This is a genomic window from Kosakonia pseudosacchari (assembly GCF_015167415.1).
Taxonomy (GTDB): Bacteria; Pseudomonadota; Gammaproteobacteria; order Enterobacterales; family Enterobacteriaceae; genus Kosakonia; species Kosakonia pseudosacchari.
In genome coordinates this window covers 21,622-36,875 of sequence record NZ_CP063426.1, presented here as the reverse complement: position 1 = coordinate 36,875, position 15,254 = coordinate 21,622, and the positions used below count along the sequence as shown (strand labels likewise).

Below are 15,254 nucleotides of genomic sequence, written 5' to 3'. Positions count from 1 at the left end.
GATGAATTGACCTAGCCAGTCGCAATGGAATTGTCCGTGCCGATAGTGAGTACCGTCTGGCCATCTTTCACAATTCGGATGAACTCATTTTTCCCGAGCACCCTGATTAACCTGCTGATACCTTTACCACCACGTGAAACCTTTATCTGCGCCTTAATTTTTTCCGGGGCTATATAGCTATTCAACCCTTCCACAGAGCACAACGCATAAAATCGCAGATTCGCAGAATGACTCAGAAAATTGGTTTTCCGGTCAGGGCTCATCCATCCGATCATGTCCAAGATATCATCATAATGCTTTCTGAGCAGATTGCAGCTGGCTTGTGTACCGTATACCGGTTTTGAGTAATCTGTTTTGTTGGTGGCCGGATCTCTTTGATAAAATTTCCATACGGCTTCATGGTGCGAAAGACGATTTCTCAGCTCCTTTATTTGAAAAAATGCGGCACAAATATCGGCGCGTGTGTACCCTGCCGGGGCATTCGGAAATACATGTGAGGTCAATGTCGGCCAGAGTAACCGGTCCCCGTGGGGATCTTCATATGGGGCCGTCAACAATGTGGTCCAGAATCCAAAAGTCAGTCCGGCGATGATCCTGTCAGGTGTTGGTTTTTTACCTTCCTTACTAATCTGGCTTTTGGCCTGAGCTACCAGATTTTCTTCAGTCAGTGTTCTCGCCAGTAGCCTGTTGCTCCATTTATCCAGTAGATAGCCAGCAGCATCCTGACGATCTTTACTATTTCTGGCTCGTTTGTAGCGTTCCGAAGAATTGATTCTGTTATCGCCCATATATTTCGGAAGACTGGTCACCCAGTTTGTGTTGGTATCCCACAGGCCCTTCGCTCCCGGTGGCGGAAAGGATTGTATGGCGGTGTTCATGGCATTGCGAAGAGTAACCTCAAGACACTGCATGGCTGGCAGCAATGCGCCTGCCAGCGCTTTGTTCCAGTGATAAGCAGCCATAACCTGAGAGGGTTTAACTTTAAGGTGCTTTTGGTATATACCCAGTCTTTCCGTCGTGATGTAGTGTTGTGCAGTCATGAATGAAATCCTGAAAACGATTGACACACGTGGCGTATGTCTGGCTTAATAACCCTATCAAGGCGGAGTCGCCTCCTCAGGAGGTCTCTCGCGGAAAAAGTAGTTTGGAAAAGCCATCCTTTGGGGTGGCTTTTCTCGTTTCAGGGGACAGTCATGCGATCCCTGTTTTCGTGTATTGTGTTCCGGCCTTCTGCAGGGACGTCAGGGAGGAGCCGTACCCAGAGGTGTGTGGTTCGTGTTTCTCCTGCCCGGCGGCGACCGGAAAACGGCTCCGTCCCGCTTCCGCCCCGCACCTCACAACTGCGCCTTTCCCGGGAGCATGCGGCCTTCAGTGATTTAGATACCTCTCTCTGTGCGTCCTGCTCTGCGGGATTCAGGGTAAGACAGATCCACTCTCCGGCGGGCTGACGTGCAATTGCTGAAAATGATTCCCCGCCAATAATGTACCGACTGCTTCTTGCTTTCATTACACGATCTCCGCTCCGGTCAGGTGGATGTATCACAACAGGTTACTTTCAACAGCATCGGCCAGATGACGGGCAACATCCTGGGGGGTGACCGGATTATCTTCCTCACGGATACCGTTGGTGTACAGATGAAGCTCACACCGGCGGTTCCTGAATCTGAAACCCGGCTGGCCCAGGCCAGCTTTATCACCGACCATCCCCGTATACCCCGGATCTGCGGTCAGAAGACGGCCACTCAGTACCGGGAACCTGATACTCCAGGTAATATCCCCTTGATCCTTGTTCAGCGTGATGAACACGCGCCAGGCACCGTGATCATAACCTTCCGGGCGGCTGATACGGATATAGCCCCATTCCGGAGAGTAGTTGATGGCAGGATTCAGCAGCTCCAGCTTTTTCATTATCCTGATCTCATCAATATGCTGCAGGTAGCGTTCACGTTCCCCGGGAACGTCTGACCGGAAAATCTTTTCCCATGCTTTCTCAATGGTCTCATGGTCACGACCGGCCACTTCACAGAACAGGGCAAATGCCACAGCAACGCCATGTAATATGTTATCTGAGCGGGTCAGCACCTGGCCGGCCCGAGTAAAAAGGAAGGCAGCGTTGCTGAACAGAATATTCCGCAGATCATCATCACTGCTCAGGTTAAGAACCTCCCGGTAAGCCAGGCTATGCCAGAGAGGAAAATAATTCTGGTAGCTTTTCTCATCCAGATTTCCCCCGACATATGCTGCAATCTCTTCATCCATTGACAGAGACAGAGGACTTGTCCGCGCAAAATTACCTACCGGTTCACCCAGGGTTTCTTCCAGCACTTCCCTAACATAAGTCCCTTTAGGTTTACCCGCCTTTCTTGCCTGAGCGCCGGCATTCTGATCTGCGGTACCCGATACTCCCCGCAATGTTATGGTTGAACTGTTTTCTTCATTACCTGACGAAATATTCTCATTAGCCATATAAATAGCCTTTTACCTATATTGACAACCAATCTATGAATGGATGATATCTCGGAAAAATATCCACTTAAATACTGCAAGTTGATTTTTTTATAAATCGTCAAATTTGGCTGTTTTTTAATCTATCCGATCTTCAGATCCGGAAACCCCCATAATCGGAAGTACGGTACAGAGAACGCCCTTGATTAAGGGCGTCAGAGGCAGGTACTACTTACTCAGGAGGCTGAGTGCTGACTGGATTGCAGCAGGAAGCGCAGGTAGTGCACCGGCTACAGTCACGACATTCGCAACATCCCCGAGCAGAGTGGAAATTCTGTCGCCAAACTGACTTCCTGAACCCGATTTGATTTCTTCCTTATACTCAGGCGCGATGACGGCAAGTCCGAGCGTGGACTGTACAGCGTCCATAACCGGTTCGACCCCCGAGATAAAATACGACTCAAGAGCTTCCTGTATCTGCGACAGTTGCTTGAGTAACATTGTTTTCATGGCTGACGAAAGGTCAGAATGTCGTATCTCCTTGCGCAGGTCCGTGATTCTGTTCACCAGGGAATCAATTTCATTCGTGTCGATCGCTGAATGTGTGCCGCGCGTATCAAATAAATCCGACAGGGCTCCCAACTCCAACAGGGTTCTTTCATCAATATGCCGGATGAACGTATGCCATATTTCATTAAGATTTTGCGAGGTAAATGCGGTACTCACACAGTTTTCCCAGTGAGTGGATTTTCCCCGTAATGATGAAAAATTGTTCTCCCTCACCTGTACTATGCGCTCGGGCAATGCCATCACATGCGACAGCCGGATAAGAATATGGTGTTCTGCATTGTGCTGGATGTGTAACATCTTTTTCCACACAACCCGACAATTTTCACTGGTGCTATATTGTTTACCTTCTTCAAGGATATCCAGAAGTCTCTGGGCTGGATTATCTATTTTTAGTTCAGTCACTTTTGCCTGTTCCCCTAATCGTTTCGGACTTATTTCACCCAGTCTTCGAGTACCAGACCCGGTACCCGCTCAAATTCCCGCGTATTATTGGTAACCAGCACGGCGCCGGCGGCGATGGCGTGCCCGGCGATCGCCGTGTCGTTCGGGCCTATCGGCGTCCCGGCGAGGCGCAGCGCTACCTTTATATCCGTGGTCGCATCCACCGCTGCACGGTCCCAGGGCAGGACGGCATCGAGGCGGGCACAGAACGCGTCAACCAGCAGCACGTGTCGCGGCGAGGCCTTGGGTCCGGTGGCGCCGAAGCGCATCTCGGAGTAGGTGATGGCCGAGACCACGATGCGCTGACCGCGCAATACCGCCTGCTCCAGGCGCTTCAGTACCGCCTCCGGCTGCTCGCGCATGATGAATGAGCAGATGTTCGTGTCCAACATATAGGTTCTGTTCACAGGTTAAATCGTCCTTCGTCGCTGACAACGTCCTCGCGCTCCGCCATAAAGTCCGGATCGGCCTTCTCCAACTGCGTGAACGACCCCCAGGTCGGCCGGACGGGACGCAGGATGATGCTGTCCCCTTCTCGGACGATCTCCAGCTCGCTCACCCCTTCAAAATCCAGATCGCGGGGCAGGCGGATGGCGCGGTTGTTGCCATTTTTGAAAATGGATACAGTTCTCATCGTTTATTTTCCCTTGAAGTCTTATGCTCAAAAAAATGAGCGGGGTCTGTAAATAACAGAGACCCAAATAATAGACAGCCATTGGCAGGCACATATGTACAGTATATGCTGATGTATGGATTTTGTATAGGCTTAGCATATGCAGATGTCTTGCATATGGATATGCAACACCTATCCGTTTTCTTCTCTTTTTCACGGAAGATCCGAAAAAAGCTAGAAGCGGATCTGCTTTCTCCCCTCCGGGGCGCGACGGCCCAATGACACAAGATGTAGCGGTGTCTACTGCTTAATCTGACGCTATATGTTGTGTTCCGCCTCCGCCCCGTGACCCTGCCCGCAGGGCGGAAAAAGGCCGCTTTGCTTATTCCCTGACCGTGGTACACTTCCGGAAACTGCTGTATGGCAGAAAAACCGGATCCACCCGGAACCGGCATCCGGTAATTTAGTGCTGTGGCTGTGTGCCTGCTTATTATCAGGTGAGTGATTATCACAGGGCGAGATAATACAAAAGGCAGGGATGGCGTCAGGAAGAGATGTTTTCAGGGTGGGACTATTGATAAGGAAATAATAATGAATCGTGAACAAATGCATTGCATGCTGGGCATTTTCAATCCGGATGAGAAAGTGTGGTTTTACTTGATCCACCCTGGCTGCAGGCATGTAGTGTTGCTTGTCCTTGATGAATGTGGTCATGAATTAGCGCGCAAGGAATTCGGAGCTAATCCCTCTGACTGGGATATGCATTCACCGGCCAAAAATACTGTCCACCCTCTGGAGACGGCTGGCGAGTTACAAGCAAGTGAGGTGAAAGATGTGAAAGATTTCTTTCAGAAACTTCGAGATCTTGAATTGATGGCCAGCGCCATCGCCAGTTATTAGAAGTGTGGCGGCGGGATTTCACAACAGCGCAGAAGCGCTGAGTAATGGCGGGCGGGATTTCACAACAGCGCTGGGGCACTGAGTAATGACGGGCGGGATTTTTTTGACGGGACTGCTATGATGCTGACTGACTGGCTGGCCGGATTCTACAACATATATGAACCCCGGGGATGGATGAACCCTGTCTGGGGGTATCTGATGCTGCATCTGTACAGCGCCCTCCATGAATCCGGGCATGCCCTGATGGCCCTGCTCCTCAGGACACGGGTCACCCGCTTTCAGACCGGTACTCCCGTGCTGGGGCAGTTTACCGCCGGCGGCATTCTGTTACAGTTCGGTTTTTTCCCCGGCGGGTCTGTCAGTTATGCCTATGCTGACGACGCGCCAAGGTGGAAAGTCGTCGCGGCCGCGCTGGCCGGGCCCCTGTTTCCCGTGCTGATATCAGCTCCGTTATTTTTGACGCCTGTAAGCCCGTATTTCACCCATTTTTTCGGTCTGATCGTGACCACCGGTACCCTGCTGAATTTATGGCCCTGGAAGCAGGGCACTGACGGGCAAAAAATCGTTATGCACCTGCGGCTCATGGCCCGGGGGCGAAAAACACTGAATGTATGAAAACCATGACCCGGGCGCTACGCCGCTCATGAGTTATACGGGACTCTGATGATGACAGCCTCTTTACCTTCCCTGCCGGGGGACTATTTTCAGCCTTCATCCCGGTTGCCGGTGGCCATCGACTATCCGGCGGCGCTGGCCCTGCGCCAGATGGCTCTGGTACACGATGAGCTGCCGAAATACCTGCTGGCACCTGAGGTGAGCGCCCTGCTCCATTACGTCCCGGATCTGCACCGCAGGATGCTGCTGGCGACGCTGTGGAATACCGGCGCGCGCATCAACGAAGCGCTGGCCCTGACGCGGGGGGATTTTTCGCTGGCGCCGCCGTACCCGTTCGTGCAGCTGGCCACGCTGAAACAGCGCGCGGAAAAAGCCGCCAGAACGGCCGGTCGTGCGCCGGCCGGCAGTCAGGCGCATCGTCTGGTTCCGCTGTCCGACAGCCAGTACGTCAGCCAGCTGGAGATGATGGTGGCCACCCTGAAAATTCCGCTGGAGCGAAGAAACAGGCGCACCGGCAGGACGGAAAAGGCGCGTCTGTGGGAGATCACCGACCGGACGGCACGGACGTGGATCAGTGAAGCCGTGGACGCCGCAGCGGCCGACGGCGTGACGTTCTCCGTGCCGGTGACGCCGCACACCTTCCGCCACTCCTATGCCATGCACATGCTGTATGCCGGTATTCCGCTCAAGGTGCTGCAGAGCCTGATGGGGCATAAAAGTATCAGCTCGACGGAAGTGTACACGAAGGTGTTTGCGCTCGATGTCGCGGCGCGGCACCGGGTGCAGTTCCAGATGCCCGGCGCGGATGCCGTGGCCCTGCTGAAAGGTCACTTATAAGTGGTCACCGTTGCAGGGGTAACAGATGAGTGGTTCATTTGACGGGTATACCCCTGATCCCTGCAACAGTTCTGCAGCTCACAATAAGCATACCCGAATGTGACCGTCTGACACGCTAGACGGGTATGTCCAGCCCCTCGCCCCCTTCAGAGCAGAATTCACGGTTTGCTTTGCAGGTCAAGGAGAATAAATACGATCGCCAAAAATATTTACTGGACATTTTTTCCGATAGTGCCGGAATGTCCAGGACGGATAGCATTTTTATGTAGTCAGACTGTTATTTTGTAAATTGTAAGATAGCACCTGATTAGAGCTGGACAGAATTACCGGACTGTCCAATGCAGATCGGGAATTAGGAAGGGGTATAAGAAAGGACGCTGTACGGTGTCAGAGTGAAGAATTATGGAGCGTGACGGTTACTGGCGTACCTTTGACATTCCAGCGAACTCCCCTCTGCCACATAGGTCCAGATATGTCCTGTCACTATCACGTCCGGTGTGCTGGCTACAGCCGCAAAAAGTACGGGGGCGTTATCGATATCATCAGGGATGAAATTGTGCGACAGCGGAAAATGCTTGTTCATCGTCCGGAGGATGGCGGTCAGTGCGTCCTTTGTCCGGGCGCTGTGCGACCATTTACGGTGGCCGTTCGTTTCGGTAATGGTAACGGTAATCACTTAGTCCTCAATCATCCGGTAGCTATAGCGCGAGGTACCAACAGAAGCCGCTAGCTTATCCAGTTTTCCTTCCGCTACCGCTCTGGATAACCCTTTCTCGACTGTCATCCAGCGGGCATTGCCTTTTCGCTCCTGGACTGACCAGGTTTTTCCGGATTCCGTATTTTTCGTGACGAATAACGCTAACTCTGCCCGGAGAGTGCGGATCTCACTCTGTGCGGCTTCCAGCTGTTGCCGGAGTTCTGTTACGGTAGCCTGTTCAGTTTTTCGTGACGGCTCCGCACCGACAGCCTGTTTCTTTCTTTCACGGTAGCGCCTGGCGCGTTCTGCATCGGAAAGGGCTGCACCCGTTCGCGGGCGTCCACGCCGTGGTTTGTCTGACGTTGCTGGCGGGTTTGTCATCAAGCGGCTCCGTGTTTGGCGATACTGCTTTTCATTTTATGTGACGCGTCACGATAAATCAACTAATGGACGGAATAACCGGAGTGTCCAACAGGGAGTGTGTAATTAAAGCGGAGGAAAACGCACGTCCTGCGCGTTTCGGGGAAACTTAGTGAATGATGTTCATTATGCGAAGCTGAATCAGAATTTCGTTGTCTTCCGGACGTTGGTACTCGACATATGCCACTTGCATAGGTTGACCGTCAACATCAAACCACCCGACAACGTAATTATTAACGTCCTTTCTTCGCTCTCTGGTTGTTGAATTATCTCTTTGCGGAGACTGGGGCCGGAAATCTCCGGGGCTGATTTCAACAAGCAGCATTCCTCGTCTGGAACCTTGTACAACTGGGATTTTTCTTAACATACAATAACCTATCTATTGTCAGGAACTTGTATAGTAATTCTTGTACTTTATTTTTTACCAGTGCTTTTTTTGATCAGAATTTGGAGAGCGTCTAGTTCTGCGCTGGGATGGTTTCAGTTGCTAGGCCGATGTCGTGACAGGACGATCACGTCACAAGGCGCAGGATGTTCCTGGGCTGGCAGAGGTAAATATGATGAACAATCCCATGACACTGAATGAACTCATCACCGCAACCGAACAGGCCAGAGACAGCTACCGGCTGCATGGCACCGTGTTATCCAAAGTGCTCTATGAATTCTGCTATGTGCTTTTGGGCATGGAAGCGTTTGACCATATAAAAATGGAGATCAAATGTCCGGTAGCTTTGGCAGAAATGTATCGTCTGGCAATTACTGCTCTGTAGTCCTGTTCAAGTGCAAACAGAGCCGCGAAAGCTGATTTTTCTGGCTTGGTACATAATTACGGTAACGTCCAGGCGAGCGCGGGGATTAAATGGAGAGCGGAAAACAGGCCGTTTTGGCGGCCTAATAAGAGAAGTATGAAGAACAACCCCTTAGTCGAAAATTTCTCCACCGCCGATTTCTTCTTTCACCATATGCGGATTTTGGAACCAGTATCGTGCTTCTGCATAGTTGCCGGTATCGATTGCTGCGATGACTTGAACCAACCCACCCACGGCGGTTTCACGAGTCATTTCTCCGTTTTTATAACCATCAAGCGCGACATTGAGAAGGTTTTCGAGACCGTTATGGTCGGCGTCAGTTAAAAATTTTTTAGTCATAGTAAAGCCCAGAGTTATTGATTAGTGGAGTTCAATATATTGGTATAAATCAGTGAGATTCAAGGAGGTAAGTACGTCAAAAAGTGCCTGTTCCCGCATAGCCAGCGGAACTGGACGGAATTACCGTTGTGTCCGAATAAGTCAGAGGCTTACATGACAGGTGTCACAGACGTATTTTCGCTCATAACTTTCCAGTTGAATATAATAGCCGTGCACTGGCCGAATGATGTGCTTTCCAGCACATCATTACCAAACAACTTACTCACACAGAAAGGAAACCGCTCTGTATGGCCATGAAACTTGTCCGTAAAAAAGCTCCTCGGGGCGGCCTCATCCGCTGGCTGGACAACGACGAAGAAACGGCCGTCAAGAACGTGTCCGGGCGACGGATTTCTGCCGGGCGTGAGCAGTACGTGCTGGCAGAAAAGGTTCTCCTGGAAATGCGTCAGCGTGAAGCCTGGCTGCAGTGTGACTGTGTGCCGGGCGATTCGCCGGCGATGAACAGCGCTAACCTGATGCAGGACACTGGCACACTTTTTCTGGCCGGGTTTAACCATGAACATGCGCCAGACTGCGCGATGTACCGCCCGTTCAGTGGCGATACCGGTGCTACCTCCTCCGGAACCCGTAAAACAGCTGGCAGCCAGCGTATCAGTTACCGGAGTTTTCTGCCGCCTGACGACTCCGAAACCCGGATTAAGTCTCCGGGGCGTCCGGTCGCTCCGGCAGATGATCGTACTCGCCGGACTCGGCGTTCGCGTATTGCGCGCCTGCTGCTTTCATTGATAGAGGACGCGGGGCTTAACCGCCTGGCAACGCTGCATCCCCTTCCTGTACGTGGAGTGATGGAATCCATCAATGCACTTCGAACCGTTACTGAAAATATCGAGTTTATCCGTGATCGCAGGCTCTCGGAGATTGTGCGTTTTTCGCCGGCGATGAGTGAGCACGGCAGGGAGAAGCTGATGCAGGAACTGGAGCGTCCGGATACTCACTGGCCGGCAGGAAGGACACGCATGTTCTTTCAGATTTTTATGTCCGATCAGGTCACCCGTGATGAAGTCCTGTTTCGCTGGTCAGGCGGAGAGCTGCCGTTTCGGCCGGAGCGCGGCGTCAGTATCAATGGCGAAGCGCAGGACGGTGCACGGCCGCCTTACTGGGTCATTCTGGCTTTCCTTCGGGGGATGGACGGCACGGTTATCTGCAGCGAAGGGTATGCGCATGCCCTCTTCCGCCGTGGATGCCCGGTACCGGTCGACAGCGGTCTTGAGCGCACCACTCTTGAAAGTCTGTCTGAAGTTGCGGGCTGGCTGGCAAAAAAACCGGGTGCACCGGCACTGAGCCTGGAAAAACCGCTCTTTGATACCGAGGTTAATGTGGATGGCGAAAAAGGATTTGTGCTGCCGGATTTCCTTATTACTGCCAGCAAGCCTAGTGGTAAACAGCATACTGTGGTGATCGAAACGATGGGGTACACCGACGATGATTACTGTGAGCGAAAGGCGGAACAGCATAAAGGGATGCGGCAACTGGGTTTACTTCAGACTGATCCTCCCCGCTGGCCACAGGAGATGGATAAAACTTTCTCGAGACATGTTTTTGGCATCTTCATGAATCTTTACGATTAAGTGATAAGCCTCCGAAGAGAAGGCTTAATCATACTTAGCAAATCATACTTATGAAATGTGATTTATGAATTCATATTTATTGGAGTTTTTCGAAGTACAGTTCCAGAGCTTCTCTAACTATTGCACTTACGTTTTTTGGGTCTTTACCACTTCGTTTGTTTTGTAGCGCAAGGTCTTCTGTTTTCCGCAGCATCGACTCCCCAAGAGATATCGTTGTGCGGCATTGCTTCTCTTGTTCAGGTTTCACTTCTTCAATTTTCTCAGGCGAGCCATACGGCTTATCTGACAGACGTCGTGCAAGCGCATCTGCCTCTTCGTCTGTAACACTCGCCCGTGTTGCTGAAGCCTGCATGCTGGGTTTTTTTACCATGTTCAAAATACCTCTGACACCAGTTGCTCAATCTCTTCAATTGCAGCTTTGTTTTCTGTTTCCAACACACCGGTTCCGTTACTCATACAATCTCTGTACACCTTACGGAAGCAAATTACGGTTTCCATTGTTTTGATTGTTGGAAACTCTTCCAGATACTCAAGAAACTCCTTTCTCTCGTTGCCTCGTAATACCGGGTTGGTCGTTCCCATACTCTGGAGGCAAAAAACCTTAAGGTCAGGATTAAGGTCTCGCATTGCTTCAATCTGTTGTTGTAGTTCTACAAGCGTGTCCAGATCAGGTTGCGAGCATTGCAAAGGAGCAATTATCTGGTGCGCTGCAACACCGCTAGTTATGAATTCACGGGAGTTACGTCCTGCAACGTCAACGATGACATGAGTATACTTTTCATCGAGGGCACGTAAGGTGGATGTCAGGTTGTCGAATTTCTCTATCAAAGTGATGGTGGGTTTCGTATTTGCTGCTTCACGCTCCGCATGCCATTTTGCAGCAGAACGCTGCAAATCAGCATTCAGTAAGCAAACATCTTGCCCTTTAAGCGCCAGCGCAACGGCAATATTTACTGCGGTTGTTGTCTTTCCTGACCCACCTTTATTACCACCGATGACTGTAATCATTCCAAGCCTCATAAGTATGATTTGTGAAGTATGATTTATTACCTTGCCTATACTCCAATGTCAACTATCCAAGAATATTTATGATGTATTATTTCATACTTATTACTTCATTTATATGAAATCATACATATTACGTTTTATGTTTTCATACTTATGATATATGACTTATGAAAATAACTTTCCTCCCGTAACGAATTGTTCAGCCCGTCGTGGATTTAAAGAGCCTGTCGAGTGGAAAGAATTTTCCGTTGCGAATCTGGAAAGTCCGTGAAACTGAACCACCTATATTGGCATCATAAAGGAATGGAGGGATGTGGTAGTGAGGTCAGCCCATGCAGACTCATACTTTTGCGAACCGTATTTTATGTTCAACAAAGTTAGCCAACAGACATCTGTGACAAATTGCCCTCACAGGCAAGTTCAACCATTTGTGACAAATTGCCCTGAGTGGAAACAGCCGTGATTTGTGACAAAGAACCCTTACCGCAAAAGTAAGGACATCCCGAACTTCCAGTGACAAATTGCCCTTATTGCTGAGCCAGATTTCAGGGCAGTTTGTCACTCAACAGAAGATGATGCTAGAAGAAGTGTGACAAATCGCCCTGAGTTGTATTTTTTCAGGGTACGGAAGTGTCATCTACCGAGCAGCCTTGTGTGACAAATTGCCCTGAACTTCAAAGAACAGATGTGACAATCTGCCCTCATTCTATGGCTGGCGAAAGCGAGGATATGTCTTTGAATGTAAATATGATATGTGTGGTCTGGCGACCTTTTTTCTTTTCAATGTACGAAAGGCGCATGGGGGTACGACTGTTGATTTCATCAACGGAGGCCTGCAGGAAACGGCGACGAAAGTCTGGCATACGCTGATAGCTCTGCGGCAGCTGGTAACGCTCCATTAGCCAGTCAACACGAAGTGAAACCACTCCTGATCCATCAGCCCTGCGATACTGACAAAGCGACTCATATAACCGCATCGCATAGGGATTTGTTATCTCTTTAGTTTCGCTAAGGCGAAACTGCGTAAAACGGTTCTGAAGGCCGATAAAGAAAGGGATGAGGTAAGGGTTGATATGCACGCTGTATACCCCTCTGGCGGGGCTATGGGCGCGCTTAATAAACCAAGGATAAGTTTCATAGCCTTTCTCATCCCCGGAGTCTTCCTCTGGGCGATAAAAGACCACCTCTTTACCAGTAAACCCTTTGAGTGCCTGACGAATATCTTTACTCGCCTCAGCTGAAGTGAGGCCGAACGTTGAGGCGTACTGAGCAACATGGATTTCGCAGATTCCGTCATGCTCCTGGAGAGTGCCATCACTTTTTCGGATCTGGTCGACAAAGAGATACAGCATGCGTTTCTGATCACGGGAAAGACTGTATGCGGCTTCCGTCAGTTCATTCGACTGAACAATACGTGGACTGTTCTTGCGTCTTGGCTGATTGATCAGGGCTGTTTCTGTCATGACCTTTCCATGTTAAGTGTGACAAGTCTGGAGATTGTCACATTTATTCAAGGATAGTCAACCGGCATGAATAACCCTGTGATTATGCTCTCTTACAGAGGGCAATTTGTCACAGGTTTGAGGGTGTTTTGTCACGATTGCCCCCCTCGATTGAGGGCAGAATGTCACAGATTAAGGGCAGTTTGTCACAGACACTGCCCTGGAGACCGCTCCTGTACTGGGCTGACAGGCTGTCTAAAAACATAGATCTAAAAACCTATATAAAAAGATCTTATAAAAATAGCCAGTGGATATGTGGATAAATAGTTTCGATACACAGGGGGCAATATCCAGAATTAAAGACGGCTGCCGCGCCCGGTTCCTCCGGGCTTGCCCAACCCGGCACACCCGGACAGATAAATCCTGTCCAGCTGTACCGGGTTACCGGTTCTGTTCTGTGCGTATGGTAAGACAGTGCCATCGCACGGCGTCCTGCCGTGCTTGTGAATGCTCTGTGCCCGGATCACTTTCCTCAGCCAATACGGGCAAGAGGTAGTTCCTGCCAGCGTGTCGTGTAAGCAGGGCTCAGCATTTCCCGTTTCATTTTCCACTGAGGGGCTATGCCACGCCCGGCAAACCAGACCTGGCCAAGACCGGAATGATTGATCCCGTCAACCACACGCATCAGTTCCTGACTGTGCGGGCGGGGAGGCTGCTCATCAAACAGGTTCAGCTGGGCAATGCCGGAACCGCTGAAATCATTAAGCATGACCCCTGCCTTTGCATACCTGTGATCGTCGCGCCAGATACGCTCCAGCGCACGGACAGCGGCTGCAATAATGTCCCGTGTGTCCTGCGTGGCCGTAAGCAGTTTTTCACTTGCCACGTTGCCGTAGTAGGGTTCAGTGGCAGAGAAGGGGGAGGTTTTGATAAAGACTGAAATGTGCCGGCAGTACTGACGTTCTCCCCGCAGTTTTTCGGCGGCACGCTCCGCGTACTGGCAGACAGCCTGACGCATGGCGTCATACGTAATGATACGCTCGCCGAACGACCGGGAACAGACAATCTGCTGCTTCGGTGGCGGGGCTTCCTCGAGCGCAATACAGCTCTCACCGTTCAGTTCCCGGACGGTGCGTTCCAGCACCACATTGAAATTTTTACGGATAAAAGCGGTATTGGCCTGCGCCAGCTGAAGTGCGGTGGTTATCCCCATTGTGTTCAGCTTCCAGGCTATACGGCTACCCACCCCCCAGATTTCCTGGACTGGCTGAAGTGACAGCATCTTTGCCGTGCGGGCGGGATTTCCGGGCGTCAGCGCCAGCACGCCCCGGAACGCTGGCCACTCCTTCGACGCCCACTGCGCTGATTTTGCCAGTGTCTTGGTGGAACCCATTCCGACGCCGATAGTCAGCCGGGTACAGGCATAAACATGTTCGCGCAGCTGCGTGCCGAACGCCTCAAAACTGATGGCGGTTTCCAGCCCCCGGAGATCCAGGAACATCTCGTCGATTGAGTATGCCTCCACGCCTGGCGCCATCTCTTCCAGGCAGGCCATCACGCGGTTACTCAGACTGGCATATAACTCATAATTACTCGAAAAAACAAAGATTTGTTCCGGATACATCTGCCCGCGAATTTTGAACCACGGATCACCCATACGGATGCCGAGCCGCTTCGCTTCCTTTGAACGCGCTATGCAGCAACCGTCATTATTACTTAATACAATCAGAGGTTTATTACGCAAGTCAGGGCGAAATACTTTTTCGCAGCTGGCATAGAACGAATTAACGTCGGCTAGTCCAAACATTTCATCACCTCGCGTGTCCGGTGAATGATGTGAGTAACAACGCCGAAGATCTGCAGTTCATCCGGATCCGGATAAATGGGCGGAAAGGCAGGATTCATGGGCTGCAGACAGAGCCGGGGCCGGGTAATCAGTCGCTTCACGGTGAATTCCGCGCCCATGCCGGCCACCACAATGTCGCCGTTCACCGGTTTCATGGCACTGTCGACGACCAGCAGATCACCACTGAAAAGAAAACCGTCCTGCATGCTGTCTCCGTGGGCGCGCAGGTAGTAAGTCGCGCTGCGGTGCCGGATGCAGTACTCGTTCAGGTCAAGCTCTTTCTCCACATAGTCCTGGGCGGGAGACGGAAAACCACAGGGCACCATCTCCAGAAATAATGGCAGATTTACAGGCACGTTTGCTTGTGTAGGGGTCAGCATTACCAGCTTCATAACGCTATTCCTCATATGTATTTATACTGTTTATATATACAGTATTATTAATTTGTTTCACCTGTGCTTTCAAGCGAGACGTAATCTTTATCAATTAACCAAATGAAAAATAGAGAAATTATTTTTATCTCTTTAGCTCCCTCCTGTTCTTGTTTTGTGCATTACAGGCGTGGCCTACCAGTCATGTGCCGACGTGGAAAAGAGAGGATCAATACCGGTCGGTTGTCAGCGACAACCGACCGGGACGGGAGC

The 15,254-nt window shown here is 50.9% G+C and carries 18 protein-coding genes; 5 read left to right on the top strand and 13 right to left on the bottom strand.

Annotated features, from left to right (window positions below):
• Positions 1-11: 11 nt before the first annotated feature.
• From IP581_RS23550 to vapB, 5 genes are all read right to left on the bottom strand, one after another.
• Positions 12-1,040, bottom strand: coding sequence for an Abi family protein (locus IP581_RS23550; protein WP_193822799.1), 1,029 nt, complete (start codon positions 1,038-1,040; stop codon positions 12-14).
• Between the two features lie 499 nt (positions 1,041-1,539).
• A complete protein-coding gene (locus IP581_RS23545) occupies positions 1,540-2,466 on the bottom strand; it encodes a hypothetical protein (RefSeq protein ID WP_193822798.1) in 927 nt (308 codons plus the stop codon).
• 207 nt (positions 2,467-2,673) lie between these two features.
• The gene (locus IP581_RS23540; protein ID WP_193822797.1) at positions 2,674-3,417 is read right to left on the bottom strand and encodes a hypothetical protein; all 744 of its coding nucleotides are present in this window, start codon (positions 3,415-3,417) and stop codon (positions 2,674-2,676) included.
• Positions 3,418-3,446: 29 nt separating this feature from the next.
• The gene (locus tag IP581_RS23535; RefSeq protein ID WP_193822796.1) at positions 3,447-3,863 is read right to left on the bottom strand and encodes a type II toxin-antitoxin system VapC family toxin; all 417 of its coding nucleotides are present in this window, start codon (positions 3,861-3,863) and stop codon (positions 3,447-3,449) included.
• A complete protein-coding gene (vapB, locus tag IP581_RS23530; protein ID WP_193822795.1) occupies positions 3,860-4,090 on the bottom strand; it encodes a type II toxin-antitoxin system VapB family antitoxin in 231 nt (76 codons plus the stop codon). Before vapB ends, IP581_RS23535 begins: the two co-directional genes overlap by 4 nt.
• A gap of 570 nt (positions 4,091-4,660) precedes the next feature.
• On the opposite strand from vapB, the gene IP581_RS23525 reads away from it, so the two are divergent.
• The 3 genes from IP581_RS23525 to IP581_RS23515 all read left to right on the top strand — a co-directional run bounded on the left by IP581_RS23525 (position 4,661) and on the right by IP581_RS23515 (position 6,421).
• Entirely contained in the window at positions 4,661-4,969 is a 309-nt protein-coding gene (locus IP581_RS23525) for a hypothetical protein (protein WP_193822794.1), read from the top strand.
• 117 nt (positions 4,970-5,086) lie between these two features.
• A complete protein-coding gene (locus tag IP581_RS23520; RefSeq protein ID WP_144136436.1) occupies positions 5,087-5,584 on the top strand; it encodes a site-2 protease family protein in 498 nt (165 codons plus the stop codon).
• A 48-nt stretch (positions 5,585-5,632) separates the two neighbouring features.
• Positions 5,633-6,421 (top strand): site-specific integrase, encoded by a 789-nt coding sequence (locus IP581_RS23515; protein WP_144136437.1) that lies wholly within the window; start codon positions 5,633-5,635, stop codon positions 6,419-6,421.
• 400 nt (positions 6,422-6,821) lie between these two features.
• Here the strand turns inward: IP581_RS23515 and IP581_RS23510 are convergent, their stop codons facing one another.
• Both IP581_RS23510 and IP581_RS23505 read right to left on the bottom strand, forming a co-directional pair.
• Positions 6,822-7,097: a hypothetical protein gene (locus IP581_RS23510; RefSeq protein WP_228007878.1), complete on the bottom strand. Its 276-nt coding sequence runs from the start codon at positions 7,095-7,097 to the stop codon at positions 6,822-6,824.
• The gene (locus IP581_RS23505; RefSeq protein ID WP_193822793.1) at positions 7,098-7,499 is read right to left on the bottom strand and encodes a hypothetical protein; all 402 of its coding nucleotides are present in this window, start codon (positions 7,497-7,499) and stop codon (positions 7,098-7,100) included.
• 596 nt (positions 7,500-8,095) lie between these two features.
• Here IP581_RS23505 and IP581_RS23500 point away from each other — a divergent pair.
• On the top strand, positions 8,096-8,308 hold the full coding sequence (locus IP581_RS23500) for a hypothetical protein (protein ID WP_193822792.1): 213 nt from the start codon (positions 8,096-8,098) through the stop codon (positions 8,306-8,308).
• Between the two features lie 150 nt (positions 8,309-8,458).
• On the opposite strand, the gene IP581_RS23495 is transcribed toward IP581_RS23500, so the two are convergent.
• A complete protein-coding gene (locus IP581_RS23495) occupies positions 8,459-8,686 on the bottom strand; it encodes a hypothetical protein (protein ID WP_193822791.1) in 228 nt (75 codons plus the stop codon).
• A gap of 287 nt (positions 8,687-8,973) precedes the next feature.
• Here IP581_RS23495 and IP581_RS23490 point away from each other — a divergent pair, with 287 nt between their 5' ends.
• Positions 8,974-10,314: a hypothetical protein gene (locus tag IP581_RS23490; protein WP_193822790.1), complete on the top strand. Its 1,341-nt coding sequence runs from the start codon at positions 8,974-8,976 to the stop codon at positions 10,312-10,314.
• Between the two features lie 76 nt (positions 10,315-10,390).
• Here the strand turns inward: IP581_RS23490 and IP581_RS23485 are convergent, their stop codons facing one another.
• From IP581_RS23485 to umuD, 5 genes are all read right to left on the bottom strand, one after another.
• Complete coding sequence (locus IP581_RS23485; RefSeq protein WP_175274485.1) at positions 10,391-10,684, bottom strand: ribbon-helix-helix domain-containing protein; 294 nt, start codon at positions 10,682-10,684, stop codon at positions 10,391-10,393.
• 2 nt (positions 10,685-10,686) lie between these two features.
• A complete protein-coding gene (locus IP581_RS23480; protein WP_090139061.1) occupies positions 10,687-11,322 on the bottom strand; it encodes a division plane positioning ATPase MipZ in 636 nt (211 codons plus the stop codon).
• A gap of 701 nt (positions 11,323-12,023) precedes the next feature.
• Complete coding sequence (gene repE, locus IP581_RS23475; RefSeq protein WP_193822789.1) at positions 12,024-12,785, bottom strand: replication initiation protein RepE; 762 nt, start codon at positions 12,783-12,785, stop codon at positions 12,024-12,026.
• 511 nt (positions 12,786-13,296) lie between these two features.
• Positions 13,297-14,571 carry a translesion error-prone DNA polymerase V subunit UmuC gene (gene umuC / locus IP581_RS23470; RefSeq protein WP_193822788.1) on the bottom strand — a complete coding sequence of 425 codons (1,275 nt, stop codon included), beginning with the start codon at positions 14,569-14,571 and terminating at the stop codon, positions 13,297-13,299.
• Positions 14,559-15,002 (bottom strand): translesion error-prone DNA polymerase V autoproteolytic subunit, encoded by a 444-nt coding sequence (umuD, locus tag IP581_RS23465; protein ID WP_016495512.1) that lies wholly within the window; start codon positions 15,000-15,002, stop codon positions 14,559-14,561. The genes umuC and umuD overlap by 13 nt, the downstream gene beginning before the upstream one ends.
• Between the last annotated feature and the right edge of the window lie 252 nt (positions 15,003-15,254).

Excerpts from the sequence above, each read along its gene's own strand:
- IP581_RS23550 (WP_193822799.1), bottom strand. The coding sequence starts at position 1,040 with ATGACTGCACAACACTACATCACGACGGAAAGACTGGGTATATACCAA.
- IP581_RS23545 (WP_193822798.1), bottom strand. The coding sequence starts at position 2,466 with ATGGCTAATGAGAATATTTCGTCAGGTAATGAAGAAAACAGTTCAACC.
- vapB (WP_193822795.1), bottom strand. The coding sequence starts at position 4,090 with ATGAGAACTGTATCCATTTTCAAAAATGGCAACAACCGCGCCATCCGC.
- IP581_RS23525 (WP_193822794.1), top strand. The coding sequence starts at position 4,661 with ATGAATCGTGAACAAATGCATTGCATGCTGGGCATTTTCAATCCGGAT.
- IP581_RS23520 (WP_144136436.1), top strand. The coding sequence starts at position 5,087 with ATGATGCTGACTGACTGGCTGGCCGGATTCTACAACATATATGAACCC.
- IP581_RS23515 (WP_144136437.1), top strand. The coding sequence starts at position 5,633 with ATGATGACAGCCTCTTTACCTTCCCTGCCGGGGGACTATTTTCAGCCT.
- IP581_RS23505 (WP_193822793.1), bottom strand. The coding sequence starts at position 7,499 with ATGACAAACCCGCCAGCAACGTCAGACAAACCACGGCGTGGACGCCCG.
- IP581_RS23500 (WP_193822792.1), top strand. The coding sequence starts at position 8,096 with ATGATGAACAATCCCATGACACTGAATGAACTCATCACCGCAACCGAA.
- IP581_RS23495 (WP_193822791.1), bottom strand. The coding sequence starts at position 8,686 with ATGACTAAAAAATTTTTAACTGACGCCGACCATAACGGTCTCGAAAAC.
- IP581_RS23490 (WP_193822790.1), top strand. The coding sequence starts at position 8,974 with ATGGCCATGAAACTTGTCCGTAAAAAAGCTCCTCGGGGCGGCCTCATC.
- IP581_RS23485 (WP_175274485.1), bottom strand. The coding sequence starts at position 10,684 with ATGGTAAAAAAACCCAGCATGCAGGCTTCAGCAACACGGGCGAGTGTT.
- IP581_RS23480 (WP_090139061.1), bottom strand. The coding sequence starts at position 11,322 with ATGATTACAGTCATCGGTGGTAATAAAGGTGGGTCAGGAAAGACAACA.
- repE (WP_193822789.1), bottom strand. The coding sequence starts at position 12,785 with ATGACAGAAACAGCCCTGATCAATCAGCCAAGACGCAAGAACAGTCCA.
- umuC (WP_193822788.1), bottom strand. The coding sequence starts at position 14,571 with ATGTTTGGACTAGCCGACGTTAATTCGTTCTATGCCAGCTGCGAAAAA.
- umuD (WP_016495512.1), bottom strand. The coding sequence starts at position 15,002 with ATGAAGCTGGTAATGCTGACCCCTACACAAGCAAACGTGCCTGTAAAT.